A 26,440-nucleotide genomic window follows, 5' to 3' on the forward strand; every position below is an offset into this window, starting at 1 on the left:
TGGGGCGGCTTGGCCCGGCGGGGCGAGGCGGCGGCGTGGAAACCGGAGCGGAAGCGGGGCGCAGGGCGCCCCCGCTGCCCGGGCTACTCGTTGTGCTCGACCTTGCGGTCACCGAAGCCATAGACCATGGCGGTCTTGGTGGTGCCCAGCTGCACCCATTCCGGCGCCAGGGTCTGTGCCGCGCAGAAGAAGTCCTCGGAGAGCTTCTTCGCCTTGGCGTGGATGTCGTCATAGTGATGGAATTTGGCCTGGAAGGCGAATTCCCCGACGAGCGAGTTTTCCGAAGCGCGGTTGCGCCAGATGGCGATGGTGGCCTTCGCCTCGAAGCCGTGGCCGAAGTCGAAGTGCCCGGGATCCACCTGGATCTCCTCCACCGCCATGTTGTTCACGAGGTCGATCTGGGAATCTCCATCCGAATCCACAGACGCCATGGCCGGAAAAACCGACGCGATGTCCTTCACCCCCTGGCTCAGGATGACGTTGGGAGAGATGACGATGCAATTGTGTGAGTAAAGCGACCGCATCTCGCCGATCTTGTCCTTCAGCGGAAGGATCTCCTCCTTGAACTTCACCTCGACGGCGCCGACCATGCGCGGCGCCATGTCCATCGCCGCCGCCCGCTCCTTGTCCGGGCTACGGAACTTCACCGCGAGCTCGTGCTCCGGCCGCGGCCAGCCGTTGTCGTAGAAGGTGCGTTTGCGAAGGATGAAGGAGTTCTTGTAGAGTTCAAAATCCGGCGTGTCGTAGAAAAGCACTTCCCGAACCTGCCGGAAGAAGGCGTTGTCGTTCGTCGTGACGCCGACGCCCATTTTCTTGGCGATGGTCTTGAGCTCGCTCCAATAATCCTCGAAGCGCTTGGGAGCGTAGAATTGCTCCGGCCGCAGGAGAATTTTATATTCGCGGTAGTGAACGTCCTGCATGGCGACCGTGCTGCCCGGGTGTTCGAGTGTGCGCGAGAATGGCTCGGAACCTGGCCGCAGATGGAGAATCTGGAGCTTGGTCTATGCTCACCTTCCGTCCACTTCCGCAAGATGTCCACTGGCTTCGCAGTAGCGTGCAATGCACACGGGCGATCCTCACCTGATTGTTGTGGCAATCAAGCAACAGGGGCGCGCAATTGTGCAAAAGTCGCTCGCGGGATCGTGAGGGGCATAGTCGTTTGCCTGTTTGGTGAGCTATAGTGAGTACCGCTTCGGCTTCAAGGACGCTGGAATCGGGATTTCCAGTCTTTCCTCGAAGGTCTCGCGCGGCAATCGAGCCAAGGATGCTCCCTGCCGCACAGGTCGTGACACGCTGCCGTCGCATTCCCCGTACCACGCCTCTGCTCCCCGTCTTTTTGGCCGGAGAGCACCAGCATCCTCATGCCTGCCGCAGGCCGGCATGGGCGGCTTAGCCGGGGAAGGCTCGACCCTTCCGCGGTTGAAAAGAGAGCGGCGCGAAATGCGCCCGAGGAAGCGCCAGCGAAGAGCCTGTCCGGTGGGACCCGGCAATGATGGCTCGCGCACATCGGAGGAAGCCCATGACGACATTCGCAAGAATGGCGGCCGCAGGAGCTTTGTCGCTCGCCGCGGTCACCGCCATCATTCAATCCCCGGCCGCCCATGCCGGTTCCGTCACCCAGCCCGGCGAAACCATCGGTCTTGCGGCCGGCGCGCCGCTGCCGGAAGGCGTCTATTTCGTGAATACGGCAGACTGGGGCTGCCGCAACACCTCGCCCAATTCCACCTGTGTCGGCGTTGATATTCCGGTCCTCGCCTGGGCGACGCCGGTCTTCGTGTTCGGCGGAAGGGTGCAACTGCTCACCGCCGTGCCGGTGGTGGATGTCGGTGTCCAGAACAGCGCCTATACGGCGGGTTTCTACAACCCGTTCTTCGCGGCGCAAATCGCCTGGGATCTAGGTAGCGGCTTCGGCTTCTCCTACATGGCGGGCTTTTATCTTGGCGTCGACACGGGTGTTGCCTTCGATTCCACCTCGTTCAACCAGCGCTTTGCCCTGAGCTACACCGCAGACGGCTGGAACCTCACAGCCAATGCCATCTGGGGCATCCAGGCGGATGGGGTGACCACCACCATCAACCCCAACTTCCTCAATATTGACCTGACCGCCACCAAGAAAATCGGCAAGTTCGAGATCGGACCCGTCGCCTATTACTCGACGGACCTGAACAACCCCACGCCCTTCTACCAGAAGCAGAGCCAGTTCGCTGTGGGCGGGCTCATCGGTTATGACTTCGGCCCGGTGATCCTGCAGGGCTACGTGACCACCGATGTCTATGAGGAGAACTACGGCGGCAAGGATACCCGCGTGTGGGGCCGCATCATCATCCCGCTTTGGAACCCGCCGCCGACCCAGACGGCCCTGCTGCACAAATAGGAGACGCCGGCCCGCAGCCCGGCTGCGGGCGGCGTGACCTTCGGGATCTCAGGGCTTCACCACCGCCTTGCCGGCGGTGGTGAAGAAGGAATCCGTATACCACCGCATCTCGGCCTCGATCTCCGGCTTGCCGGCGAGCTCGCACTGGTCGACGAGGGAACTCACCCGCTCGAACATGGATTTTACGAACGGCTCCGGCTGATCCTGGAGATTCGCAAGCTGAATGACCATGTCCCGCAAGATGTAGTGCTGCACCATGGTGTGGGCCTGGGCGGTGCCCAGCGCCTTGACCATGGAGCCTAGCCATTCCGTCAGTTCGGCATCCGACGCCATCTGCAAAATCCCCTGTCAAAATGCATCAAACAATGGGCGACGACCCACGGAAGCAGGCGTCGCCCCCAAGATTTCGGCGGTGGGGCGGGGGAAATCAAGCGCGGATCATTCCGGTGGCGCGGCCTGCGCTGCCCTTTGGTGAGTCTCGCCGGCCTTCGGCACGGGTGCTAAGCTTGCCTTCGTCCGCGTGGCCAACCGCGGAGCAGGGGAGGAGAAGAAGATGAAGACGTTCGCCCTCGCGCTAGCGCTCGCATGCCTCACCACCGCCGGAGCGTTCGCCGATACCTGCGCCGCCACAGCTGCCGGCAAGAATCTGGCAGGCGCCGCCAAGACCAGCTTCCTGGGCAAGTGCCAGAAGGACGCGCAGGCCACCTGCGACGCACAGGCGGCGGAAAAGAAGCTGGCGGGCGCTGCGAAGACCAGCTTCACCAAGAAATGTGTGAAGGACGCCGTGGGCGAATAGCCGCGCGACGTGGCGGGCCGCGGCGGAGACCTCGGTCTTGTGATCGCAGGGGAGGGGAGGCCGGCGCGTTATTGGCGCCGGGCTTTTCCGGCTGTCCGATGCCGAGGGGGCTTCCCCTGGGCGGTGGGATGAAGATGCCTTCCGGCAGGGGGCGTGCGTATGGCGTGCCGCTGCCGTCATGCGCCCCACTTGCGCTCCCCGCATCCGGAATGTAGCAATGGCGCCGCTCGGTGAGCCGTCGGAGCATAGCGCAGCCTGGTAGCGCATCTGCTTTGGGAGCAGAGGGTCGCAGGTTCAAATCCTGCTGCTCCGACCATTCCATCCTATTGAATTCATTTTATTTTCGCCTGTGGCGCCAGAGGCGCATGCCCTTCTTTCAAAGGCGATGTCGCCACGGTGAGCGACCACCGGCGCCGCGACCTCGGATCTCTTCACGTGAGCGCCCCGTGTGGCTTCCGGCCGGGCCATAAAGGCGCGCCGCAAAATGGCCGGATTATCTCCTCGGACTTTCCTTGACCGCGTAAGCCGGGCGTAAGCTGGGCTTCGCAAGGTCCACTCGCCCTTCAACGGCGGGACGCGTGGACATGAAATCCGTATACATCGTCGAGCCGACGGACGCAGACCGTCCACGGGTGGAAGCCTTCATCCGGGAGATCTACGCCCGCGAATTCGGTGCCCGGATCGAGCAGTTCGCGAATCATCTCATGTGCCGCGTCGGGCCCCGCGGCGAGATCATGTGCGCCGCCGGTCTGAGGCTGGCCGCTGACGGCTTCTTTTCCGAGCAGTATCTGGCGGAGCCGGTGGAGGCCGCGTTGGCCCGGGCCACGGGGTGCAAGGTGCACCGGGATGAGGTCTACGAGGTCACGACGCTCGCCAGCCGCTCCCCCCGCGAAATCGCGGCCTTCGTGGACGACATCATCGGGTTCGGCGCCAGAAGCGGCATGTCGTGGTCCTTCTTCACGCTGACACGGCGCCTCGCTCTCCTCGTCCAGCGTCGGCGCCTCGCTCCCATCCACCTCGCCGATGCCGCCGCGAGCCGGGTCCCCGATCCCGGTGCCTGGGGGCGCTATTACGAAACGGAGCCCAAGGTCTATGGCGTCTGCGGCGCGAAGCTGCTCGCCGCCCGTGCGCCGACAGTCGCGAGGTCCTGCCATGCGGACCTTCTTTGAGGCCGTGGCGGCGCACGCCCGCCGCGATCCGGATCGCCATCTTTTCACGGACGGGGGTGGCAGTCTCTCCCGCGCCGGGCTGATGGCCGATGCGGCCCGGCTGGCCGAGCAGATACCTGAGACCATCCGCGTCATCGGCATCCACGCGTCGAGCGGGCGGCCGTGGGCCGTGGCCCAGCTCGCCTGCGTTGTCTCGGGGCGTGTCGCGGTGCCGCTCCCCACCTTCTTCAGCGCGCAGCAGCTCGCCCACATCCTGCGCGATGCCGGCGTGGAGATGGTGCTCGCCGAAAATGTCGGAGATGCCTTGCCGGCTGGCATCGCCTGCCTGCCCATCGCGGTCACGGGGCAGGGTGGGGAGATGCCCGCATTCCGCGAGGGCTTCGGCACCGTCATCTATACGTCGGGCAGCACAGGCCAACCCAAAGGGGTTCGGCACATGAGCGGCCAGCTCGCGTGGTCCACCGCGGCGCTCGCCGAGGCGACACGGGCCAGCGAGGATGATTCCTACCTGTCGGTGCTGCCGCTGTCGCTGCTGCTGGAAAGCCTATGCGCCGTCTTCATCCCGGCATTCGTGGGCGGCCGCGCCCATTTCGCGACGGAGCTGTCCGAGGCTGTCGGTCGCGGGGCGCCGGCGGGACTTGCCGCGGCGTTCGAGCTTCATCGCCCGACGACCGGCGTGGTGGTGCCGGAACTGCTGCGGGTGTGGGTGGCGGAATTGCTGGCGCACCGGCGCCGGGCACCGGACAGCATGCGCTTCGTGGCTGTCGGCGGAGCGCCGGTGCCGCCGCGCCTCGCGGAGCTGGCCTGGCAGCTCGGCATTCCGGTCCACGAGGGATACGGGCTTTCCGAGTGCTGCTCGGTCGTGGCGCTGAACCGGCCCGGCGCCCGGGTTCCCGGCACGGTGGGCGAGCCGCTGCCGGGTCTCTCCGTCTCCATCCGGGAGGGGGAGATCCTGGTCGAAGGTCCATCGGTCAGCGACGGCTATCTCGGGGGCCGCCCGGCCATGCACCCCTGGGCGACGGGAGACATCGGCGCCCTCGGCGACGGGGGACGCCTCACCGTCTTCGGGCGCAAGGACAACGTTGTCTGCACCCAGCTCGGGCGCAACGTGAGCCCCGAATGGGTGGAAACCGCCATCCTCGACGACCCGGGCGTCGCTTTCTGCGCAGTGGCGGAATCCGGCGCCGGCCTTGCCGCCCTTGTGGTCCCGACCCCCGCGGCGTCGGGCTGGTTCGCGGATGCCGGGGCAAGGGCGGTGGAGGATCGCATCGCCACCCGCTGCGCGCAGTTGCCGGCCTATGCGCGACCCGGCCACGTCAAGGTCCTGAGCCTCGCCGAGGCGAAGGGCCAAAGCCTGATCACCGCGAATGGCCGGATCCGCCGGCAGGCGGCGCGCGTGCTGCTCTCCAGCCCGGATGATCCCACCCTCCGCGCCGCTCCTTCTCCCCATGCACAAGGGCTTGAGCCATGACCTTCTACGATCGCCTCACGCGGGAAACGGCCGCCGAGCGTGACCAGTTTCTCGCAATCCCCCTCGTGCAGCGCGCGCTGAGCTCGGGGGGGCCGAAGAGCCTCTACATCGCCTTCCTCACGCAGGCCTACCACCATGTGAAGCACACCTTCCCGCTGCTCGCGCTGGCCGCCTCGCGAACCACGGACGAGCGGTATCAAGATGCGCTGGTGGAGTATATGGAAGAGGAGCGAGGCCACGAGAAGTGGATCCTCGACGACATTCGCGCCATGGGCGGAGATGCCGACGCGGTGCGCAACGGCCGCCCGGACCCGGCCTGCCGCCTCATGGTGGCCTTCACCTATCACGCCATCGAGCATGTGAGCCCCTATGCCATGCTTGGCAGCGTTCATGTGCTCGAAGGCATGTCGGTGTTCCTCGCCGACCGGCTCGCCGACACTCTGAAGCGGCTGTTCGGGGCGGACGGGGAGACCGGCTTTTCGTATCTCACCTCCCACGGCAGCCTCGACCAGGAGCACGTGGCCTTCTTTCGCAAGCTGGTGGACGGCTTTGACGATCCGGTGGTCCAGGACATCGTCATCGATCATGCGAAGATGTTCTACCGGCTCTATGGCGACATCTTCCGCGATCTCGGCGCGGGCCTGGAGCTGAGCCATGCCGCGTGAAGCCGGATCCCGAAAGGCCAAACGCGTCCTCATCACCGGCGGCGGCTCTGGCATTGGCCGGGCCCTGGCCCTGGAGGCGGCCCGGTGCGGCGCGAAGGTGGCGCTGTGCGGCCGGCGCCGCGGCGCGCTGGAGGACACCGCCGCGCTGCTTCCTGCCAGTGCCGATCCCGTCCTGATCGCCGCCGACATCACCGTCGCCAGCGACCGCGCGCGGATCGCGACGCGGATCGCGGACGCCTGGGGCGCGCTCGACGTGCTCGTCAACAACGCGGGCATCGTGGAGGGCGGGCTTCTCGATGAAAGCGACGACGCGCTGCTGGAAGAGACCTTCCGCACCAATGTGGTGGGCCCCATGGCGCTGACCCGTGAGCTGGCGCCGTTCCTGGCGGCGGCGCGCCCATCGCGGGTGGTGAACGTCGGGTCTGTGTTCGGGGACATCGCCTATCCGGGGTTTGCTGCTTACTCGGCCTCGAAGTTCGCGCTTCGGGGGTTCTCCAGCGCCCTGCGCCGGGAATGGAAGCCTCTTGGCATCGGCGTCACCTATGCGGCCCCGCGGGCTACCCGAACTGACGCGGCCGCCGCCTTCCGCGATCTTATCGCCGAGACCCGCATGCGCCTCGACGCGCCCGACCGGGTTGCCTCCCAGATCTGGAGGGCGGTGGAGGAGGGACGGGATTCCACCTATCCGGCCGGGCCGGAGCGCCTGTTCGTGCTCATCCAGCGCCTCGCACCCAAGCTCATCGACCGAGCCCTCGCCCGCACGTCCACGCGCGCCGCCGCCTGATCGGCGCAAACGTCACAAACCCGAGGAGTTTCCCCCATGCGGATCCGACCGAACACGTTCATTCATGCCCTGTTGCTGGCCGCCGTCACCATCGGCGCTCCCGCGGCGCGCGCTGCCGACGATCCTGTCGCAACGCAGGTCCGCCAGATCCAGATCAAGTGGGAGACCATCAAGTTCACCGTCCCTGAAGGCGACAAGCAGACCGACCAGATGAACACCCTCGGCGCCGAGGCGGACGCGCTGGCGGCGAAATATCCGGACCGGGTGGAGGCGCTGATCTGGGACGGCATTCTCACCAGCGAGCGGGCGTCCATGGTCAATCCCATCAGCGCGCTGTCGCTGGCCACCCGCGCGCGTGACACGCTGGAGAAGGCCTACAAGATGAGCCCCACGGCGCTGGACTCGGGCGCGCCGACAAGCCTCGGCGTGCTCTATTATCGCGTGCCCGGCTTTCCGGTGGCGTTCGGTGACAAGAAGAAGGCCCGTCATCTGCTGGAACAGGCCACCAGCGATGCGCCCAACGGCCTCGACGCATGGTATTTCTACGGGGACTTCCTGCTGGCCCAGGGCGAGTATGCGAAGGCGCGGGAGGCCTTCAGCCACGCCCTGGCCATTCCGGCCCACCCCGACCGTCCCTTGTGGGACCAGAACCGCCGCCTCGTGATCCACGAGAAGCTCGACCAGATCCAGGCGAAGCTGTGAGAGCGCCGGATCCGCATCCCCCGCTGGCGAGGCCGGCCGACAGGCGGCCGGACCCGGGCGTGTGGCACCGGTTCGGCCGCCAGCTTGCGCATCCCGAGGGATTGGCCGGCCATCTCACCGGCTGGCTCATGGCGCAGGTGAACCGGACGCCGAACCGTCTCGCCATCGATGCGCTCCAGCCCACGTGCGAGGACCATGTCCTGGAGATCGGGTTCGGTCCCGGCGCGGGGCTCGCGGAACTCGCCCGGCGCGTGCCGAGGGGGCGCATCTTTGGCCTCGACGCCTCGCCCGCCATGCTGTGGCAAGCCCGGCGGCGAAACGCCGGCGCCATTACCGAGGGCCGGATGGTTCTCGTGGGCGGGGATGCCCGCGCCCTGCCGTGGGCGGATGCGAGCTTCCACAAGGTGCTCGCCGTCAATGTGGCCTATTTCTTCGATGCCGAAGGCCGCGCTGCCGCGGAGGTTTTTCGCGTGCTGGCGCCGGGGGGCAGGGCCGCCTTCTACGTGACGGACCGGTCCACGATGGAGACGTGGCCCTTCGCGGCGGCCGAGACCCACGCCACCTATTCCGCAGATGATCTGCGCCGCCTGCTCCAGGCGGCGGGCTTCCCGGAGGAGGCGGTCGTCATTCAATCGGTGGAGCTGCCCTTCGGGGTGAAGGGCCTCATCGCGGTGGCGCGCCGCCCGCTGGCCTGAGGGGGCGAATGCCGCCTTCAACCGGTCCGCGCCGGCGCGGGGAAGAGCATCGCCGCGCAGCCGCCGCCGGTTGGCGCGTTGGAGAGCCTGAGCTGCCCGCCGTGGACCAGCATGGTGCGCTCGACGATGGAGAGCCCGAGGCCGACCCCGTCCCTGCGATCGCTGCGCACCAGGCCGCGGCGACGGTTCTCGGCATCGAGCACGTCGCCGGGGAAGCCCGGGCCGCCATCGCGCACGAGGATGGCCGGCGGCGCATCGGTGACCTCGACGGAGATCAGGCCGGCCTCCGGAGAGTGTTCCAGCGCGTTCTCGACCAGGTTGCGCAGGGCGCGAAACACATCATCTCGCCCCCCCGCCACCAGCACGGGGTCGTCACCGGCGATCACCTCGACTGATCGTCCGCGGGCGATGATCCGCGGTGCGAGGAAAGCGCAGGTTTCCCGGGCGCACTCGCGCAGGTCCACCACGTCGCGGGGCTCGATGCGGAAGCGGCCCAGGCGCACCCGGTCCAGCAATTGCTCGACCAGCCGCGCCATCGTGTCGAGCTCCCGTTCGAGGACCCGTGCATGGGGCGCGTCGATCGCGGCAACCTGCGCCTTCATCACGGCGAGCGGGGTCCGGAGCTCGTGCGCCATGTCGCCGACGAACTCCTCCTGCGCCCGATAGCCCTCCCTGAGGCGGCCGAGCGCCTGGTTCACCGCCCGCACCAGCGCCAGCACGTCGCTGGGAAGCTTCTTCTCGCTCAGGGTGACCAGGACGCCGCCGGGCTGGATGGCTTCGGCCTCCTCCACCGTCTGGACGAGAGGGCGCAGCGCGATATGGGCGACGAGGAGGTTGGTTCCCAGCATCAGCAGCATGAAGGGGATCCACAGCCATGCGATATCCTGCATGAACTCCTCGAGCACCGAATCGAAAACGACGTCGCTGCTCGGAAACGCCACCTGCACGTGGACCGGCGTCGCCCCCGGCAACCGCATGGAAATGCCATAGAGCGCGTCGGGCGAGTTTCCCCTCGGAAGCTCGAAATAATGCTCCTCCATGTCCTCGACGGGCACGAAGGCGTCCTGCGTGTCCGCCGAGCCGGCAAGCCGCGCGCCGGTGGGGCCGAGCACGATGAAATGGCCACCCTCCTGGGCGATGCGGTGGACGGTCGATTGACGGATCTGCGCGGTGACGATCTTTCCGACGACCTGGACGTCCTTGGCGATGCTCTTCGCGAAGCTGTGCAGCGTGCCCTCTCGGAACCGCGTGTTGAGGGCGTCAAACCGCACGTAGAGAAAGATCGCCGTTGCGAAAACGGCAAGGGCGCTGACGATGACCATGCCTGCCATCAGCCGGCCGAACAGGCCGCTGACCAGCCGCTTCACGGCCGGCGTCCCGACAAAAGGTAGCCGATGCCGCGCAACGTGTGGATCTCCAGATCCGCGCCCACGCTGACCAGCTTCTTCCTCAGGCGGTGGATCAGGACTTCGATCGCATTCGAGCTGACTTCCTCGCCAAACCCGTACAGGGCCTCTTCCATGGCGGACTTGGAAATCACCGCTCCCGAACGGCGCATCAGGAGCTCAAGCGCGCCGACTTCCCTCCGGCTCAGATCCAACTGCGCCCCGCCGACCTTCGCGCGCCGGGCGGCGGTATCAAGCTCGATATTCCCTTCCCGGAGCGCGATGCCGAGTGGAGTTCCCGGGCGTCGGAGCAGCGCCCGCACGCGGGCGATGAGCTCCTCCATGTTGAACGGCTTGCGCAAATAGTCGTCTGCGCCCCCGTTGAGCCCGGCAACCACCGAGGGGGCGTCGTCGCGTGCCGTGGCCAGCAGCACAGGCGTTGAAAGCCCGGCACGGCGGATGGCATTGAGCAGTTCCATGCCGTCGAAATCCGGAAGGCCGAGATCGAGGATGACCGCGTCATAGGCGGTGCTGCGCAGCGCCGCCTCGGCATCGGCCGCCGCATGCATGGAATCGACGGCGAAACCCGCGCCGCGCAACGCGTTCGCCGTCAGGTCGTTGAGGGCCATATTGTCTTCGACAAGGAGAATGCGCATGACCGGTCCATCGGGGCGGTCCGCACTGCTGCATTGGGAATATGGCAGAAAAGCTGTGGCCGTCATCTCACGGGTCCGGTGCAAATTTGATCTATGTCAAAACTCGATCCGGTTGCCATAACGGCAGGCGAGGCAAGAAGAAGGCCGGCTGATCTGGGCACCTCGCATGTAAATTGCCTTTGGCGGATCACGCTGGCTCAGGACGCTCCACCGGTTTCGCCGTCGCGGTGGTAGGAGTGCCCGATGAGGATGGTCGCCGGTCCGATCAGCGCGCCAGCATGCCGCAGATCAAAGGTGGACACAGTCTCCAGCCGGGCGAAGTGGGAGGCCAGCACGGCGATTTCCTCCGCCCGCGGGATACCCGAAACCACCACCACGGCGTCCGCGCCCTCCCGGCCCTGCTCCATATGGGTGAAGCGGAAGCCGCGGCAATCCTGGCCGATGCAGGCGATGGGCCAGCGGTCTCCCAGCGCATAGCCGATTTTTCCGCCTTCGTGCCAGATCCGCGACACGACGAGGGGGTAGCGATCCGGTGTGAGGCCGAGTTGCCGGAACTGATCGTCAAGGTCGCTCCATGCCGCAAGCTCCCGCAGCGGGTCGCGGGGCGGGCCGGCGCCAATAGCCGACAGCGTGGGCACCAGCGACAGGATCATGATGGCCCCCATCGCCACGCCGACGAACGCGGCCGAGCCGAAAGCCCAGCGCCGGGTTGCGGCGTGGTAGGTCCAGCGCCGGGCCATGGCGCGGCCCAGAAGGGGAAACAGCATCAGGTATCCGGGCGCCGCCCAATGGAAGAAGGGCTTGGACGGCGACCATGCCGCTATCAGCGGGAACAGCAGGATCGGCCCGCAGCCCAGGCACAGGAGCAGCCAAGAGCGCGGCGCCCTGATGTTGGCGCGCAACGCCCGCCACCCGGAGCCCACCAGGCCGACCCAGATCCAGGGCGTGAGGAACAGGGCGCCGCCGCCGATCACCACCAGCGACATCCAGGGCTGAAACCGCGCCGCGGCCGCCCGCCCGCCCTGGAAGGCGAGGGAGACGAAGTCGTTCTGGGCGTTCCAGACCACCACCGGGGCGAACACGGCAAGCGCCACCAGCGCCCCCGCATAAGGCCATGCCCGGCGCAGCCAGAAGCGGTGATCCGGGCTGGTGAGGAGAAACACGAAGGTGCCGATGAAGAAGAAGGCCCCGTGATATTTGGACAGCATGGCGAGGCCGCCGAGCAGCCCCGCGAGCAGCCAGCCGGCTGGATGCGCATCCGGCTCGAACAGCACGCGCGCCAGCACCAGAGTGCCGGCCAGGAGAAACGCGATCAGCGGCCCGTCCGGCAACACCCATGACGCGCTCGTCACGCCGAGCACCGGGGCGCAGGCCATCATCAGCGCCGCCAGCACCCCGGCCCACGGGGTGAACAACCGCGCCGTCAGCCGATACATGAGGACGGTCGACAGGGCGGCAAAGACTAGGAACGGCGCGCGGACCACCAGCGGAGCTTCCGACCCCGTCAGGAAGACCGAAAGGTGAACGAGCCACCACGTCATGGGCGGGTGGTCGAAATAGCTCAGGGCCAACACGCGGCTCGTGACGACAGCATAGGATTCGTCGTTGCCGAGGCCCGTGGTCGCGGCAAACGCCACCCGCATCAGCGTGGCGCACAGGAGGATCGTCAGCATGGCTGCGGTGGGCGATATCTGTCGCGCCGGGGCCGCCGCGTGCCCCGCATTCGCACCTGCAAAGGCGATCGGGGCAGGGGACGTAGGGATCGCGCCCGTCATTCGCTGGCACCCCAGACCAGGACGTTGCTCATGGCATAGTTCCACACGGCGCCGATCAGGGAGCCGGCGATGCCCGCCACCCACCAGCGCGAGCCGCTCCAGAACACCCAGCCGGCCACGCCCACGTTCGCCACCGCTCCGGCGCCGCAGATGAGATAGAACGTCGCGAGGGCCGGGAACACACGCCAGCCACGCACGCGCCGGTCCCGGTAGGTCAGCGCATTGTTCATGGCGAAATTGGATGTCATGGCGCACACCGTGGCGATGGCCTGCGCGTTGGTGAAGCCCACGCCGGCCGCCAGCGCGGCCCTGAGCGCGACGAGGTGCAGCAGCAGCCCGAGGGTGCCGACCGCGGCGAAACACAGGAACCGGGGCGAGAGCCCGGCGCCGATCCACTTGCTGGCCAGGAGCGCGCCGAAATCCAGCAGGACGCGGTTGTCGAGCTTGCTTTCGCCGGCCTGCCGCACGCCGAAGGCAAAGGGGACATCCACGCTGCGCAGGCGTCCCTTTGACGTGGCGAGGATGTCGAGCAGGATCTTGAAGCCATGGCGCGACAGGTTCGGCGCCAGTTCCTCCACGGCATTGCGGCGGATCATGAAGAATCCGCTCATGGGGTCGGTGGTGGTCACGGCGAGCAGACCGCGGGCCAGCGCATTGGCGGTCCGGCTCAGCCAGCCGCGGCGCTGGTGGTCGAACCCGCAGGCGCTGCCGCCCTCGGTGTAGCGGCTGGCGACCACCAGATCGGCGCCCGCCTGGACGTGTTCGAGCATGGTCTGCAGAACGCTCGCATCGTGCTGCAGATCGGCGTCGATCACGGCAACCACGGGCGCCTGGGCCGCCAGCATGCCCTCGATGCAGGCGCCGGCAAGGCCGCGGCGTCCGACGCGACGGATGCAGCGCGCACGGGCATCGCGGGCCCCCATGGCGCGAACAGCTTCCGCTGTCCCATCGGGGGAATTGTCATCGACGAAAATCGCCTCCCAGGCGATCCCGGCCAGCGCCGCATCGAGCTGGGCGAACAGCACTTCCACATTGTCGCGTTCGTTGAACGTGGGAACAATGACGGACAATGCGGGCGTCGTCGGGGGCGTCAGCTTGGTTCCGATTCCATGCTGCGGGAGCATGATGTGCGAATTCATCGCCGGGCCCCGCCTGCGTCGACCGGCAGGCGGAATGCCAGATGTCCTGGAGCCATGTCCCCGGCGCAATATCCGTTATCGCCGAGACTCATGAAATTTCGTGTTTTGAAAGCTTGAGAAAGTATTGTTTTGATTAATTTTGTGCGGTTATTATTGGTGTGCGAATATTTTATGGGCTTGATCTGTGGTTCAAATTCAAGATGGTGTGGCGGGTGCGATGATGTCGAAGTCATTTTTTTATTATATGTCATCGGTTCCCGCATCTGGATTTCACCTGCCGGCTTTCGGCGCACCTTAGGGGGCGAACCTTACAGGCGGCTTACAGCCGTGTGGCTCAAGCTGTAGCACAATAATTGTCTTGATCTGGCATTGATCTGGTTTGGGGCAGGCGTCGGCGCATCCTCCTGCCGTGCGCGTGCAGGGGCAGGGGCTCCCACGCGATCGGGGGCGGCCGCCCGGTCGGGCAGGCCGAGCCGCCGGTCTCCGGTCCCTTGGCCGTGGGGCCCTTTGCCTCGCCATGAGCCCGTGCCCCTGCGTGGTGTCCGGCGGTGGTCGGGAGCAGGCGGCAGGCGGCAGGGCTTGGCCCGCTGGGATCTGCGGTTTGCGCCACTCCCTCTTGCATTCCGTGGCCAAGTGCGGCTCAAAGCCCGTTCTCCCGCCCCTCACCGGGCGGACGACAGGGAGCATGTGGATGCGGAATCGGGTGTCGGCCGGGCCGGGCATGGTGCGCCGGGGCGTTGCTTTCGGAAGCCTTCTCGCGGTCTCGATCCTGGCGGGAACGCCGGCGCTTGCGGACAGGGCCGCCGCTGATCGCTGCGCCGCCAAGCTCACTCCGGAGGCCAAGGCGATCTACCAGGCGAGCGCGCCGATGCTGGTGAAGGGCGCGGACGGGCGCGCTGTGGTCACCGAACAGACCCGCACCCTCGTGCTGTCTGGCAAGATTAGCCACCTGACGGCCTCCGAATCGGCCCAGGCCGCGGCGGAATGCCTTGTTCTGCGCGGCGGCTGAGGGCTGGTTGTCTTCGCCGCGCCGCGTGACTATAGACGGTCAGGATTGGACGAGGGGGTGGCGGGCGAGCGCCTGCGCCACCCCGTGAGGACGGGCTGAGCACATGGTGGCACGTATCTACAAGCCGTCGCGCAACGCCATGCAGTCGGGCGTGGCCAAGACCAAGGAATGGGTGCTCGATTACGAGCCCGAGCACGCCCGCATGGTGGAGCCGCTGATGGGCTACACCTCCTCCGCCGACATGCGCAGCCAGATCCGCCTGACCTTCGAGACGAAGGAAGAGGCCGTGGCCTATGCGCAGAAGCGCGGCATTCCCTTCCAGGTGTCCGAGCCGCACGAGGCGGGCCGCAGGCGCATCGCCTATTCGGACAATTTCGCCTTCACCCGCATGGGGCAGTGGACGCACTGACGTTCGCTGCGGCCGGTTCGGCAGGGCCTCGCGGGCGGCCGGACCGTGGGCGCACGAGGCGATGGTGTGCCGGACACGCCTTGCGAGGCGGCGCAACGTTCCCGCCGTGCGCCATCGACGGTCGCTGGCGGCGCGGATTTTTGCGCTTTCTTCAAGCGAACCGGTATCGACTTCGCTCGCAAACACTCTAAATGCGAAGCGCCGGCCCCGTAGCTCAGCTGGATAGAGCGAGTGCCTTCTAAGCACTAGGTCGCAGGTTCGAGCCCTGCCGGGGTCGCCATCCTCATATTTTTCCCCTATTATATCAAGTGCCTAGGGGGTGGGGTGTCTCGCCTTTCGCACGGGTTAGACGATTTTTTGTTCGCCCTCCATTCCATAGGTGGACGCCATGGTCTGGTCGGCGAGGCGCGCTTGGTTGGCCGTGGCGGTATAGTTAGCTACCTCCGCATCGGTCTTATGGCCGGTGATCGCCTTGATCGCCTGGTTGCTGCATCCAGCTTCGGCTAGGCGTCAAGCGGTGGCCTTCCGCAGGCTAACGTGCTCCCTTGAATTCCGGCCACAGATAAGTCGGGTCCTTCGACCAGGAGAAGGACCATGTGGCGCAGCCGTTTCAGCGAGGAACAGATCATCTCGGTGCTGAAGGAGCACGAGGCGGGGATGAAGACCGCCGACGTGTGTCGCAAGCACGGGGTCTCCGCCGCCGCCCTCTACACGTGGAAGGCTCGGTACGGCAGCATGACGGCCTCCAAGACGGCGCGGCTCCGCACGCTCGAGGAGGAGAACCGGCGGCTGAAGAAGCTGTTGGCCGAGCAGATGCTCGACAATGCGGTGCTGAAGGATCCGCTGGGAAAAAACTGAGCTCGCCTGCGGCACGGTTCGCAACGGTGAAGCGCGTGATCGACGATCACGGCGACTTGGAGCGCCGGGCCTGCAGGCTGATCGGGGTGGATCGATCGAGCTTCCAGTACCAGCGCGCGGCGGATGGCGATGGTGCCGTCCGCACGCGCATGCACGAGCTTGCCAATGAGCGCCGTCGGTTCGGCTACCGTCGGCTGGCGATCCTGCTGAAGCGGGAGGAACAGCTCGTGGTGCGTTGACGCGGCGGACGCAAGCGGGCGCTCGGCAGCAGGGCGCTGGCGGCTGTCCCGCAGGGGCGACGTCGTAGACGCGGCGTCCCTTCACGCCGAATAGGTTTCGATCCACGCCCCCGCGCAGGGGGCGACTGTGCCCATGGGTGGCCCCAAGGAGCACCTTGCCGTTTCGATCCACGCCCCCGCGCAGGGGGCGACAGCCGGGCCGGTGTAGAGATCCCCCGCCGCGGCGTTTCGATCCACGCCCCCGCGCAGGGGGCGACCGCGATGCCGACCGATTTCGCCCCGATCACGATGGTTTCGATCCACGCCCCCGCGCAGGGGGCGACATCCACGTCAGGATACGTGGACCGACCACGAGGTGTTTCGATCCACGCCCCCGCGCAGGGGGCGACAGAGCGTATCTTAGCCTGCCCCTTCAGTTCGGAGTTTCGATCCACGCCCCCGCGCAGGGGGCGACCGGTGCAGGAACAGGCGCTGCACCTTGGTCTGGCCGTTTCGATCCACGCCCCCGCGCAGGGGGCGACGAGTGGAGAGAGTCTGGTTGTAGGAAGTGTTGTTGTTTCGATCCACGCCCCCGCGCAGGGGGCGACAGGCTGATCTTTCCGTCTGTGATCTCGAACACCGTTTCGATCCACGCCCCCGCGCAGGGGGCGACACCTGCGCCTGAGCGAGCGGCTGGGCGGCGAGGAGTTTCGATCCACGCCCCCGCGCAGGGGGCGACTAGACGGCGGGACGGGCAAGCGAGCCTGCCGGATGTTTCGATCCACGCCCCCGCGCAGGGGGCGACCCCAACCCGTTAGGTAGATGATCTCCCCGGCGCAGTTTCGATCCACGCCCCCGCGCAGGGGGCGACTCAGGGAGGTCCATCGCCCGAGCTGCGTACGCAAGTTTCGATCCACGCCCCCGCGCAGGGGGCGACGCCACCGGAGACGCTCGTGCACCCAGGACTTGAAGTTTCGATCCACGCCCCCGCGCAGGGGGCGACCCGGCCACCGAAGACGTTCGTGCACCCATCCCTGTTTCGATCCACGCCCCCGCGCAGGGGGCGACGGTCCAGCGCGACAAGCTCGCCGAGACCGTGAAGGTTTCGATCCACGCCCCCGCGCAGGGGGCGACCTCTTGCCCTCCCGATCCTCAACGTGGACGCACGAGTTTCGATCCACGCCCCCGCGCAGGGGGCGACGGAAAGCCTGCCGGAGAAGGAAGACGCCAGCGAGTTTCGATCCACGCCCCCGCGCAGGGGGCGACCCTCGCGACGCGCCTTCGCCTCCAGCCAGTGCACGTTTCGATCCACGCCCCCGCGCAGGGGGCGACCCGGGGCGTCATGTTCGTCCGGTCATTCATGTGGGTTTCGATCCACGCCCCCGCGCAGGGGGCGACCCTCCCCGTTCCGGCCTCTGGCGCACCGTTGAGCGTTTCGATCCACGCCCCCGCGCAGGGGGCGACTACAGGGCGACAGCTTGGTCCAAGCGTGGAACCAGTTTCGATCCACGCCCCCGCGCAGGGGGCGACGCAAGCGACATCACTTCCTCCCCTTGAGCACCAGTTTCGATCCACGCCCCCGCGCAGGGGGCGACTCGTCCGAATCGTCGGCATACAGCCCCACTTCCATGTTTCGATCCACGCCCCCGCGCAGGGGGCGACGACGCGAACGATCCGTCCGCATCCCAGTCGATGTGTTTCGATCCACGCCCCCGCGCAGGGGGCGACTTCACCTTGAAGGTGGATCCGGGCACGAGAAAGAGGTTTCGATCCACGCCCCCGCGCAGGGGGCGACCCCGCGACATCCCGATCTTCCCGGCTGAAGAACTTGTTTCGATCCACGCCCCCGCGCAGGGGGCGACTCCGGGACAGGCCCTCGCCCTGCGCCGTGGCCGGTGTTTCGATCCACGCCCCCGCGCAGGGGGCGACCATTGTCGAGCGCGTCACCGCCGTAGTCTGCGGTGTTTCGATCCACGCCCCCGCGCAGGGGGCGACGTAGCGTCCAAGGTCGCGAAGAGGATAGAGCCGGTTTCGATCCACGCCCCCGCGCAGGGGGCGACCTGCTCCCCGCCGGCGCCGAGACCGCCCCCACCTCCGTTTCGATCCACGCCCCCGCGCAGGGGGCGACGGTATCCGCCGGTCTCGGAGAGATTTCGAGCTAAGTTTCGATCCACGCCCCCGCGCAGGGGGCGACACCGGGACCGCGAGCCATCGCTGTGCGCGCTCGTGTTTCGATCCACGCCCCCGCGCAGGGGGCGACGGCTGCCTCCTTAGCAGCTTGGGCGGATTGGTAAAAAGAGGTTCGCAGCGCGAACCGGAGCGGTTCGCCGGCGCTGACGGAGCGTGTCGAGGGGGGTGCCACGCTAAGTGGCTATATTACAATGAAAATTGTAACGCGCGAACATCCCGGGCTGGGGATGTGCGCTTCACGTTCGCGCGGGGTCAGAACACCAGTGGGCCATCAAGATCCGGTACGGGCTTGGCGCCCACATGCTCCACCCGTCGCCGGCCCTCCGCGCCCAGCCGGTAGAAGCGCAGGCTGTCCTTCGCGGTGTCGATCTCGGCGATCAGCCGCGCCCTTAGGGTCACCCACTGGGACGGATCGACCTCGCATTCGAAAACGGAATTCTGCACTCTCTGGCCATAGTCGAGGCAGGCCCGCGCCACGCGGCGGAGCCGGCGGCGGCCAGCGGAGGTCTCGGTGGAGACATCATAGGCGATGAGCATCAGCATCGCTTATTTCCAGACGAAGCCGGGATAGCCGTCGAGATCGCCGCGCAAATGGCGTGCGAGCAGTTGTGCCTGCACGTGGGCCACGAGACCAAGCGGCAGCGCCTCACCGAGGAAGGGATGGGTCAGTTCGTCCCGCTTGCGCTCCTGCCAGGCGATGAGGACGCGCTTGCGCGCCTCATCGGTCAGGCGCACGCCGCCCGCCTCCTCCATGATGAAATCCGCCGGCGCCAGTTGCCGGCGGTTGATGAGACTCAGCACCAGCCGGTCGGCAAGCACCGGGCGCAATTCCTCCATCAGGTCGAGGGCGAGGCTGGCGCGGCCGGGCCGGTCGGCGTGGAGGAAGCCCACCTGCGGATCGAGGCCGTGGGCTTCGAGTGCGGAGCGGCAGTCGTGCCCCAGCATGGCATAGAGAAACGACAGCAAGGCGTTGATCCGGTCGAGCGGCGGACGGCGCGAACGGCCGCCGAAGGCAAACGCGGGATCGACGGTGCGCAGGAGGTGGTTGAAGCAGCCGAAATAGACCTGCGCCGCCTCACCCTCCAGCCCCCGCAGTTGCCCCACCTCGGCCGCAACAAGGGTACGGCGGGCGACATCGGTGAGCCGCCGTTCGGCCCCTTCCAGCGCTTCCCGGCCATCGGTAAGCTGGCTATCGCCGTGATCGCGCAGAGCGCGGCGGATGACCGTGCGCTGGTTGGCCGCCTTCGCCGCGACGATACCGCGGACGATCACTACAGCGCGCTCAGGCGTATCGGCCGCGCGGAACTGGGCGCGGCGCAGCAGCACGTTCCCGGTGCGCGGCCCCTCCACGCGGGCGAGGAAGCGGCCGTTGGGATCGAGATGGGAGACCGTGATACCAGCTTCCGCGCATGCCGCGAGGAGGGCGGGCGAGGCGCCCGGCCGGCCGAAGCTGACGAGCCCCTCCAGCATGTGCAGTGGCGCGCGGCCCCGCTCGGCGCCGTCCACCTCGATGACGAGATTGGCGCCGTCCTTGCGCAGCCAGGCATCCTCGCTGGTGACATAAATGGTGTTGAGCATCCGCCGCATGAGGCCTCACGCCTCCAGCTGCGCGGCGAGCCACCGTGCGATCGAAGGGGGCCGTTGCATCCGTGCCGGCTGACACAGCGCCTCAAGCGAGCAGCGGCGGCATCCGGGCGTAAGCACCGGGGCGGGCGTGACCCCCGCCGCGATCACGGCGTGGGCCGCCGCGGCGGTGCGGGCGGTCAGCGCGCGGAGGTCGTCGTCGAAGGCGATGGCCTGGCGGCGGCGGGTTTCGCCATAGAAGAGCGCGCCCTCGGGCACAGCCACGCCGAACGCCTCCTCAAGGCACATGGCCTGGGCGCAGAGCTGCACCTCGTCCGCCCGGTGCGCCTTGGGCTTGCCGCGCTTGTACTCGACGGGGAACGGTCGGGCTTCGCCCGTGCCCGGCGCGCCGTGAAACTCCACCACGTCTGCCTTGCCGGTGACCCCGAGGGCGACCGAGCGCAGCGCCACCCCCCGCGCGATGCGCACCCCCGGACGCCGCTCGGGCCGGCCGGAATCCGCCTTCTCGTGCATGAGTCGCCCCTCCGCGGTGGCGGCGTCCTCGGCCCACAGCTGTTCCACATGGATGAGCGCGCATTGGCGCGGACAGAACAGAAAGTGCTGCAGCGCCGAGATGGGGATCAGCGCCTCCTCGGTCTCGCGGTCGATGGGGGAGGCGGGCACGGGGCGCCTCCTACCGCTCGATGATCTCGATGCCGTCCGGCAGGCCGTCGCGGTCGAGGGTGATGGCATAGTCGGCGAAGCTGCGCGGCGGCGGCGCATTGTCGAGGCGCTCGTCGCCGGGCCTGTACTGGTCGCCCTTGAACAGCCGCCACGTCTCCACGCGATCGAACAGGGCGCTCGCCTGCGCATTGCCCAGGGCCGAGCCGTGGCGGAAGATGACGAGCTTGCGGGTGGCCATCTCCCCCCGCGCGGCGGAGCGGTCGTGCTCGAACATGTTGGCGAGCGCTTCGAACAGGAGGTCGAGGTCGGCGTCGGAAAAGCCCGTGCCCTTGGTGGGGTGGGAGGCGAGCGGCGCCGAGACGAAGCCGTGGGCGCGGTAGAGGCCGTAGGGCACGATGTGCTTGCGGCCCATGGTGCGCCCGCCCTTGGCCTCGGCATCGGCCTCGGTGGTGGCGGCGAGGCGGGTGATGGAGATTTCCAGCGGCAGGATCGGCTCGACAGATCGCGCAAAGCCGATCTGCACGGGGCCGCGCACCTGCCCGGCATTGACGCCGGTGGTCATCACCGCGCCGAAGGTGCGAATGTCCCAGAAGTTGGCGCACATCCAGCGGGTGAGATCGCGGGCCTTGGCGTCGTCCTTCGGCCCCTTCTTGAGGTCTTCCGCCTTCGTCACCTCGGGCATCACCGCCGCCCAGGCACGCTTGTGCTCGGTGTTCAGCGTCGCGCCGTCGCGCATGTAAATCTCGTGGCCGGGCGCATCGGGCCGGGCGAGGGCCACGTAATTGCGGATCTTGCGCTTCAGCGCCACGTCGGAGACGAGGCCGAGGTTGGTCTCGGGGTCGAGGCGCGGCATGTTGCCGGCGTCGGGGTCGCCGTTCGGGTTGCCGTTGACCACATCGAAGAAGAGCACGAATTCGTGCCGGCGCGCGAGGCCGGTCGCTTCACTCGTCATTGCCGGTGTCCTCCGCATCCGTACCCTCGATCTCCGTTGCCGCCTCGCGGTCGGCGAACTGGCCCTTGCGCTGATGGTAGTAGCCGAGCACGAAGCGGCCCTGCGCCTCCAGCGGCAGCGAGCGCGGCAGGGGCGGCTGGAGGCGGTAGGTGATCTCCTCGATCTCCCGCTCCAGCCAGGCGCCTTTGCCGCCCTTGCGAAGCTTGCCCAAATGGGGCCGCACGCCGCGCATGAGCAGGGGGAAGACGCTGGCCGGGGTCGCCGAGGCCGCGCCGAAATAGCGGTCGCGGATGGTGGCGTTGACCTTTCCGAGGGCCATGCGCTGGGCCGTCTCATAGGCGGCGAACAGGCGGCCGAGCTGGTAGGCCGGGTCGGGATTGTCCCTTTCGAGACTCACGGGCGGTTCCTCCTTGGCGCGTTCGGGGCTTTCGGTTGCATCCGTGCCGAGTCGCCGCAGCCGGGCGTCGCGGGTGAGGACGGCCTTGATGATCGCTGCGTGCCAGCCGGTGGCGGGATCGTCGCCGGCGCGCAGCCGCATGATGGCGGCGGCGAGCAGCGCGCGCGGATAGCGCGTGCCGTCCAGCACGGCGCGGGCGACCTCGCCGGCCAGCATGGGCGGGATGTTCTCGTATTTCTCCTGCATGGCCGTGGTCTTCAGCAGCAGCCAGGCGATGGAGGGCGGCCGCTCGCCCCACGGGCGCGGCAGGATGGAGAGGTCGCGGTAATGGCCGGCGAGGCGCTCGACGAAGGCGCCGAAATCGTCCGATAGCCAGTAGCGCACCGAAAGCCGCGCCGCATTGGGGGCGAGGCCGAGCACGTGGAAGCGGGTGCCGCGGCTGAGCCTGGCATCGAGCGCCTCCACCGGGCGCCCGGCGAGCACCTGCTCCAGCCGCTCGCGCACCTTCCTTGCCTCGTCGGCATCATCCGGCGGCTCGGCGAAGGCGGTGAACCAGTCCTCCGCCGCCCGCGCACCCGCCTCGTCCACCGTCTGCGAGGTGTCGGCCCAGAACACCACCGTCGCATCGCCGATGCCACGCGAGAGGCGGTTGCGGCTGGCGCGCTCCAGCATGCCGTTCAGCGCGGCGCCATAGCGGAACGCGGCGTCCTGCGAGGTCGGCGCGTTCTCTCCTTGCTCCTTGCCGTAGGAGGTGAATGCATCGAGATTGAACGAGACCAGCGCCGCCCCGGAGGATTGTGCGCCGTTGACGCCCCTGATGGTCGGATGCAGCCGCTGGGCGAGGGACGCCCGGCCGGTGACGAGGCAGGGCACGGGCGTGCCTTCGCTTCCGGTCCTGGCGGCGAGGAGCGCACGCGCCGCCGGGCGCTGATGGATGAAGCTCTTCTCGCCGGCGAGGCGAAACACGATGTTGGCGTCCAGCATGTCGGGGGAAAAGGGCGGCGCATCGAATCGCTCCGGTGCCCAGCCTTCGAGGAATTGGCGCAGGGCGATGAGGCCCGGGTCGTCGGCCGATGCGAGCAACTGCAAATGCGCCGCCTTGAACGCATCATGTTCCTGCGAAGTGCGCTTGCCGTCGCCCGCCGTGCGGCCAAGCACGTAGGCGCTCTTGTCCCACAACAGATTGGGCAGGATGCCCGCGGTGCGCTTCACCGCAGCCGGCACGGAGAGGAGCTGCGGCACGAGTTTCTTGCCGCTTGCGGCGCGCAGATCGAGCACCGAGGCGGGCGTGCCGTCCGTCGCGATCTCGATGGCAAAACCGATCTTCTCGCGCGAGAAGCCGGGCGGTTCGGCCTCCCCTCGCTCCGCCATCCGGTCGTAATAGCGGTCCAGCGCCTGCAGGATGGTCATGACACGGTGCCGTCTGCGAGGCAGCGGCGCACGTCCAGCACTCCGCCGGAGAGGCGCGCGTGGAAGAAGCGCGAGGTGTTGCCGTTGGCGAAATCGATGTCGTGCAGCATCCAGCCGAGGTCGCGCTCGCGCTGGTCGGCGGGCAGGGTGCTTTCGGGCAGCGGGTCGCCGGGCGCGATGAGGGCGAAATCGGCCACGCATTCGCGGGTGCCGAGGCAGGGGCGGTGGAAGCATTGCCCGCCCGCCGCGCGACGGTTGAACATGCTGAGGTGCTTGGCCTCGCTGTCCTCTGGCCCGGCCCTGGCGGTCAGCTCGAAATGAGCCTCGATGACGTAGGCCACATCGGTCAGGAACAGGGTGGCGCGCTGCTGCCGGTTGTCCTCCACCACGATGCCGAGCCCCGCCGTGGTACCGCCGCGCATGGCGGTAGCGGCGGTGGCGGCGCTGGCCTTGGCACCCACCTCGTTGCGGCGGAAGGACTGGAAGCGGATCGGCCGCAGGACATGGATGGCGTCGATGACCCACAGGATCGCCGGCTTCCAGTGGATTGCCTCAAGAATGCCGCGGGCGGCGGAGGGGGGCATCACGTCATAGGAGACGCGCTCGACCTTCATCTCCGGGCGGGTGAAGCAGGCGCGTTCACCCCACACGTGGAGCCGGACTCCATAGGACATGCGAATCGCTCCCCCCTTGCGATCAACTTTTGCGGGAATAGTTTCGCTTGAGCAATCTCAATGCAAGGCCAAGCGTGTCCCTCTCGATGCCGCCTAGAACACGTTCATTCCCGCGTCCCGCTGGCCGAGGTCCGCAAGATCGATCCCGGTCAGCGGACGATAGTGGCCGAGGTCGGGAAAGCGCAGGATCGCCGCGCCGAGCCCGGGATGCACTGGAATGAGCGCGTCGCGCCCGAGCCATTCGTCGCGCGCCTTCTTCGGGATGGGCACCACATATTGCTGCAGCCGCCTGAGATCGGCGACGGCCGGGCGTTCCATCGCGGCGATGCGGGCGAGAAGCTGTTCGGCATCGTCATCCTGTGGACCGGCCGCCCACGGCACCACCACCGGCTCCATCACGTCCTCGTCGATCATGCGGAACGCCTCGGCGATGGAGCGGAAGGGAAAGTCGAGGCTGCGGGCGGTCTCGGCGATGGCCGGCAGAATGCCGGGATAGGTCCCCACCTCGGCAGCATCGAACACTCTCGCGGCGTCGCCCTTGCTCCAGTAAAGCTCGGCGAAATAGTCCCGCACCGCATCGAGGCCGAGGGGGTCGGCGTGGCGCGCCAGCACCGGCTGAGTGGCCTGCCAGCGCAGCCTGATGTCGTGCTGCAAAAGCCCGTCCGCAGGCTCGAACACCACCACGCGCCCCAACCGCGGCCGTCCCTCCGCATCCTTCAGCCGGCCCTCGCGATTGGCTCGGCCCGCCGCCTGGGCGATGGCGTCGAGGCCCGTTGCGGCGCGCCAGACCTCGGGAAAATCGATGTCCACCCCAGCCTCGATGAGGGAGGTCGCAACGAGCCGCACCGGCGCGCCGGTCTTCAGCTTCTCCCGCAGTTCCGCCAGCACGAGGCGGCGGTGGCGGGCGCACATCTGGGTGGAGAGATGCACCGCGCCGGGCAGGGCGCCTATGGCGTCGAACAGGGCCCGCGCATGGCGGCGCGTGTTGACGATGCACAGCATCTGCGGGGCTTCGGCGAAGCGCGCTGCAATCGTCTCGTCCGCCACCGGTGCCGCCTGCCGCTCCACCGCCACGCGCCTGAGCTTGCCATAGAGGCCGGCCGGGTTCGGCGCCAGCTCCCGTTCCGGCGGCAGGTCGAGGCCCATGGAGACGCCGTGGGCATCGCGCAGAGCCCCGTCGATCCGGCGCAGGGCCGGCTGGGTCGCGGTGCAGAGCACCACGCTGGTGCGATAGTTCAGCGCCAGCTGCTCGATGGCGGCGAGGCTTGGCAGGAGCAGGGGCAGCGGCAGGGTCTGCACCTCGTCCAGCACCACCACGCTGCCGGCGATGTTGTGCAGCTTGCGGCAGCGGGAGGTGCGGCTGGCGAACAGGCTTTCGAAGAACTGCACCGCGGTGGTGACGACGATGGGGACGTCCCAGTTCTCTGCCGCCCGCTGCAGCTTCCGTATCGCATCGGGCGACTCGTCATCGACCGCGCGCGCTCCCCGCGCCAGCTCCCAGTCGAAGCTCGCATGATGCTCGAGGATGTCGTCGGGTGCGCCGAGCGCGTCGCGGAACACCTGCGCCGTCTGCTCGATGATCGAGGTGTAGGGAATGACAAGGATGATGCGCCGCAGCCCGTGCCGCACCGCATGGTCCAGCGCGAAGGCGAGCGACGCCAGCGTCTTGCCGCCGCCGGTGGGCACCGTGAGGCTGAACAGGCCCGGCGCGAGGTCCGCCTTTTCCAGCGCATGGTCGAGGATATCGGCACGCAGCGTGTTGAGGGCGCTTGCCGGGGCGTCGGCACGCAGGGCGGCCATAAAGGCGTTGAGACGGCCGCGCAGGGCGGCAAGGTCCGTGTGCCCACCGCGCGCCGCGTGGTTTCCCGTGGCCCTGGCATAGAAGTCTTCGGTGGCGATGAAATCCGCGTCCACGAGGCAGGAGAACAGCATCCGCACCAGGAAGCTCATGGCGAAGCCCTTCGGGCCTCCGGGCAACGGCATCCGCGAGGCCAGAGCAGCCATCTCCGGCAGGACCCCGGCATGGTCCTGCCAGCCCGTGGGGATCAGCTTAGCCGCCCCCGCCATCCGCCGCGCCAGGTCATCGCCATCAGCAAGGCCGGCATGGTGCGCGGCAATGATGGCGGCCAGGACCTTCCCGAGATGCGGCCCGTAGCGATCGAGCGCGATGCGTGCGCCCGCGGAAGAATGATCGCCGCCGGAGGTCCGCTCGCCCGCTATATAGGCCTGAAACTCCGCAGACAGCTTGCCGATATCGTGCAACTGCCCGGCGAGGCGCAGGACTTCCGCCCATCCCAGGGGCTGGGCAATATCCGCGGCGCGCGAGCCGACGGCATCACAGTGATCTCGCAGTGTTTCCCATTGGTTCGAGGGAGAACTGGGGAGGGAATGCGCGTAAGCCTTGGTGATCATCTCGGCACCTCAGATCATCACACAGCCATTTCGAAAAGGCGCGGACACTACCC

25 protein-coding genes, 2 tRNA genes and 1 CRISPR repeat array are annotated in these 26,440 nt (G+C 67.7%); of the genes, 14 read left to right on the forward strand and 13 right to left on the reverse strand.

Annotated features, from left to right (window positions below):
- Positions 1–83 precede the first annotated feature (83 nt).
- On the reverse strand, positions 84–920 hold the full coding sequence (locus V5F59_RS09915; RefSeq protein ID WP_393981303.1) for a hypothetical protein: 837 nt from the start codon (positions 918–920) through the stop codon (positions 84–86).
- A gap of 599 nt (positions 921–1,519) precedes the next feature.
- Between V5F59_RS09915 and V5F59_RS09920 the strand changes: the two genes are divergently transcribed.
- A complete protein-coding gene (locus V5F59_RS09920) occupies positions 1,520–2,374 on the forward strand; it encodes a transporter (RefSeq protein WP_393981301.1) in 855 nt (284 codons plus the stop codon).
- 48 nt (positions 2,375–2,422) lie between these two features.
- Here V5F59_RS09920 and V5F59_RS09925 read toward each other — a convergent pair whose 3' ends face one another.
- The gene (locus V5F59_RS09925) at positions 2,423–2,707 is read right to left on the reverse strand and encodes a hypothetical protein (RefSeq protein WP_393981299.1); all 285 of its coding nucleotides are present in this window, start codon (positions 2,705–2,707) and stop codon (positions 2,423–2,425) included.
- A 220-nt stretch (positions 2,708–2,927) separates the two neighbouring features.
- Here V5F59_RS09925 and V5F59_RS09930 point away from each other — a divergent pair, with 220 nt between their 5' ends.
- From V5F59_RS09930 to V5F59_RS09965, 8 genes are all read left to right on the forward strand, one after another.
- Positions 2,928–3,170: a hypothetical protein gene (locus tag V5F59_RS09930; protein WP_393981297.1), complete on the forward strand. Its 243-nt coding sequence runs from the start codon at positions 2,928–2,930 to the stop codon at positions 3,168–3,170.
- 239 nt (positions 3,171–3,409) lie between these two features.
- Positions 3,410–3,486: transfer RNA gene (locus tag V5F59_RS09935), tRNA-Pro, on the forward strand.
- Positions 3,487–3,754: 268 nt separating this feature from the next.
- The gene (locus tag V5F59_RS09940; RefSeq protein ID WP_393981295.1) at positions 3,755–4,339 is read left to right on the forward strand and encodes a thermostable hemolysin; all 585 of its coding nucleotides are present in this window, start codon (positions 3,755–3,757) and stop codon (positions 4,337–4,339) included.
- Positions 4,323–5,810 carry an AMP-binding protein gene (locus tag V5F59_RS09945; RefSeq protein ID WP_393981293.1) on the forward strand — a complete coding sequence of 496 codons (1,488 nt, stop codon included), beginning with the start codon at positions 4,323–4,325 and terminating at the stop codon, positions 5,808–5,810. Before V5F59_RS09940 ends, V5F59_RS09945 begins: the two co-directional genes overlap by 17 nt.
- The gene (locus V5F59_RS09950) at positions 5,807–6,475 is read left to right on the forward strand and encodes an iron-containing redox enzyme family protein (protein ID WP_393981291.1); all 669 of its coding nucleotides are present in this window, start codon (positions 5,807–5,809) and stop codon (positions 6,473–6,475) included. The genes V5F59_RS09945 and V5F59_RS09950 overlap by 4 nt, the downstream gene beginning before the upstream one ends.
- Positions 6,465–7,259 carry an SDR family NAD(P)-dependent oxidoreductase gene (locus tag V5F59_RS09955; protein ID WP_393981289.1) on the forward strand — a complete coding sequence of 265 codons (795 nt, stop codon included), beginning with the start codon at positions 6,465–6,467 and terminating at the stop codon, positions 7,257–7,259. The genes V5F59_RS09950 and V5F59_RS09955 overlap by 11 nt, the downstream gene beginning before the upstream one ends.
- A 36-nt stretch (positions 7,260–7,295) precedes the next feature.
- On the forward strand, positions 7,296–7,961 hold the full coding sequence (locus V5F59_RS09960; RefSeq protein WP_393981287.1) for a tetratricopeptide repeat protein: 666 nt from the start codon (positions 7,296–7,298) through the stop codon (positions 7,959–7,961).
- 59 nt (positions 7,962–8,020) lie between these two features.
- Positions 8,021–8,656 (forward strand): class I SAM-dependent methyltransferase, encoded by a 636-nt coding sequence (locus tag V5F59_RS09965; protein WP_393981285.1) that lies wholly within the window; start codon positions 8,021–8,023, stop codon positions 8,654–8,656.
- Positions 8,657–8,673: 17 nt separating this feature from the next.
- Here V5F59_RS09965 and V5F59_RS09970 read toward each other — a convergent pair whose 3' ends face one another.
- The 4 genes from V5F59_RS09970 to V5F59_RS09985 form a co-directional block, all read right to left on the reverse strand.
- The gene (locus V5F59_RS09970) at positions 8,674–10,023 is read right to left on the reverse strand and encodes a sensor histidine kinase (RefSeq protein ID WP_393981283.1); all 1,350 of its coding nucleotides are present in this window, start codon (positions 10,021–10,023) and stop codon (positions 8,674–8,676) included.
- Entirely contained in the window at positions 10,020–10,697 is a 678-nt protein-coding gene (locus tag V5F59_RS09975; RefSeq protein WP_393981281.1) for a response regulator transcription factor, read from the reverse strand. The genes V5F59_RS09970 and V5F59_RS09975 overlap by 4 nt, the downstream gene beginning before the upstream one ends.
- Positions 10,698–10,894: 197 nt before the next feature.
- Positions 10,895–12,370, reverse strand: coding sequence for a glycosyltransferase family 39 protein (locus V5F59_RS09980; protein WP_393981279.1), 1,476 nt, complete (start codon positions 12,368–12,370; stop codon positions 10,895–10,897).
- Positions 12,371–12,468: 98 nt separating this feature from the next.
- Complete coding sequence (locus tag V5F59_RS09985) at positions 12,469–13,542, reverse strand: glycosyltransferase family 2 protein (RefSeq protein ID WP_393981277.1); 1,074 nt, start codon at positions 13,540–13,542, stop codon at positions 12,469–12,471.
- Between the two features lie 760 nt (positions 13,543–14,302).
- Here V5F59_RS09985 and V5F59_RS09990 point away from each other — a divergent pair.
- From V5F59_RS09990 to V5F59_RS10010, 5 genes are all read left to right on the forward strand, one after another.
- Complete coding sequence (locus V5F59_RS09990) at positions 14,303–14,620, forward strand: hypothetical protein (RefSeq protein WP_393981275.1); 318 nt, start codon at positions 14,303–14,305, stop codon at positions 14,618–14,620.
- A gap of 103 nt (positions 14,621–14,723) precedes the next feature.
- Positions 14,724–15,029, forward strand: a complete 306-nt coding sequence (locus V5F59_RS09995) for an ETC complex I subunit (protein WP_393981273.1) — start codon at positions 14,724–14,726, stop codon at positions 15,027–15,029.
- A 203-nt stretch (positions 15,030–15,232) separates the two neighbouring features.
- Positions 15,233–15,309 (forward strand) — tRNA-Arg (locus V5F59_RS10000).
- A gap of 314 nt (positions 15,310–15,623) precedes the next feature.
- Positions 15,624–15,887 carry a transposase gene (locus V5F59_RS10005; RefSeq protein WP_393981271.1) on the forward strand — a complete coding sequence of 88 codons (264 nt, stop codon included), beginning with the start codon at positions 15,624–15,626 and terminating at the stop codon, positions 15,885–15,887.
- 35 nt (positions 15,888–15,922) lie between these two features.
- On the forward strand, positions 15,923–16,126 hold the full coding sequence (locus tag V5F59_RS10010; RefSeq protein WP_393981269.1) for a hypothetical protein: 204 nt from the start codon (positions 15,923–15,925) through the stop codon (positions 16,124–16,126).
- 94 nt (positions 16,127–16,220) lie between these two features.
- A CRISPR array of direct repeats spans positions 16,221–18,365; the repeat unit is 32 nt; unit sequence GTTTCGATCCACGCCCCCGCGCAGGGGGCGAC.
- Between the two features lie 182 nt (positions 18,366–18,547).
- Here the strand turns inward: V5F59_RS10010 and cas2 are convergent.
- The 7 genes from cas2 to V5F59_RS10045 all read right to left on the reverse strand — a co-directional run bounded on the left by cas2 (position 18,548) and on the right by V5F59_RS10045 (position 26,387).
- Complete coding sequence (gene cas2 / locus V5F59_RS10015) at positions 18,548–18,838, reverse strand: CRISPR-associated endonuclease Cas2 (RefSeq protein WP_393981267.1); 291 nt, start codon at positions 18,836–18,838, stop codon at positions 18,548–18,550.
- 3 nt (positions 18,839–18,841) lie between these two features.
- Positions 18,842–19,873 (reverse strand): type I-C CRISPR-associated endonuclease Cas1c, encoded by a 1,032-nt coding sequence (gene cas1c / locus V5F59_RS10020; RefSeq protein WP_393981265.1) that lies wholly within the window; start codon positions 19,871–19,873, stop codon positions 18,842–18,844.
- 15 nt (positions 19,874–19,888) lie between these two features.
- Complete coding sequence (cas4, locus tag V5F59_RS10025; protein WP_393981263.1) at positions 19,889–20,542, reverse strand: CRISPR-associated protein Cas4; 654 nt, start codon at positions 20,540–20,542, stop codon at positions 19,889–19,891.
- Between the two features lie 10 nt (positions 20,543–20,552).
- Positions 20,553–21,494: a type I-C CRISPR-associated protein Cas7/Csd2 gene (cas7c, locus tag V5F59_RS10030; RefSeq protein WP_393981261.1), complete on the reverse strand. Its 942-nt coding sequence runs from the start codon at positions 21,492–21,494 to the stop codon at positions 20,553–20,555.
- Entirely contained in the window at positions 21,484–23,301 is a 1,818-nt protein-coding gene (cas8c, locus tag V5F59_RS10035; RefSeq protein ID WP_393981259.1) for a type I-C CRISPR-associated protein Cas8c/Csd1, read from the reverse strand. Before cas8c ends, cas7c begins: the two co-directional genes overlap by 11 nt.
- Positions 23,298–23,975 (reverse strand): type I-C CRISPR-associated protein Cas5c, encoded by a 678-nt coding sequence (gene cas5c / locus V5F59_RS10040; RefSeq protein ID WP_393981257.1) that lies wholly within the window; start codon positions 23,973–23,975, stop codon positions 23,298–23,300. The genes cas8c and cas5c overlap by 4 nt, the downstream gene beginning before the upstream one ends.
- 93 nt (positions 23,976–24,068) lie before the next feature.
- Entirely contained in the window at positions 24,069–26,387 is a 2,319-nt protein-coding gene (locus V5F59_RS10045; protein WP_393981255.1) for a CRISPR-associated endonuclease Cas3'', read from the reverse strand.
- Positions 26,388–26,440 lie beyond the last annotated feature (53 nt).

Origin of the sequence: Xanthobacter nonsaccharivorans (genome assembly GCF_043194755.2) — a bacterium.
In the GTDB taxonomy this organism is placed as follows: Bacteria; Pseudomonadota; Alphaproteobacteria; order Rhizobiales; family Xanthobacteraceae; genus Xanthobacter; species Xanthobacter autotrophicus_G.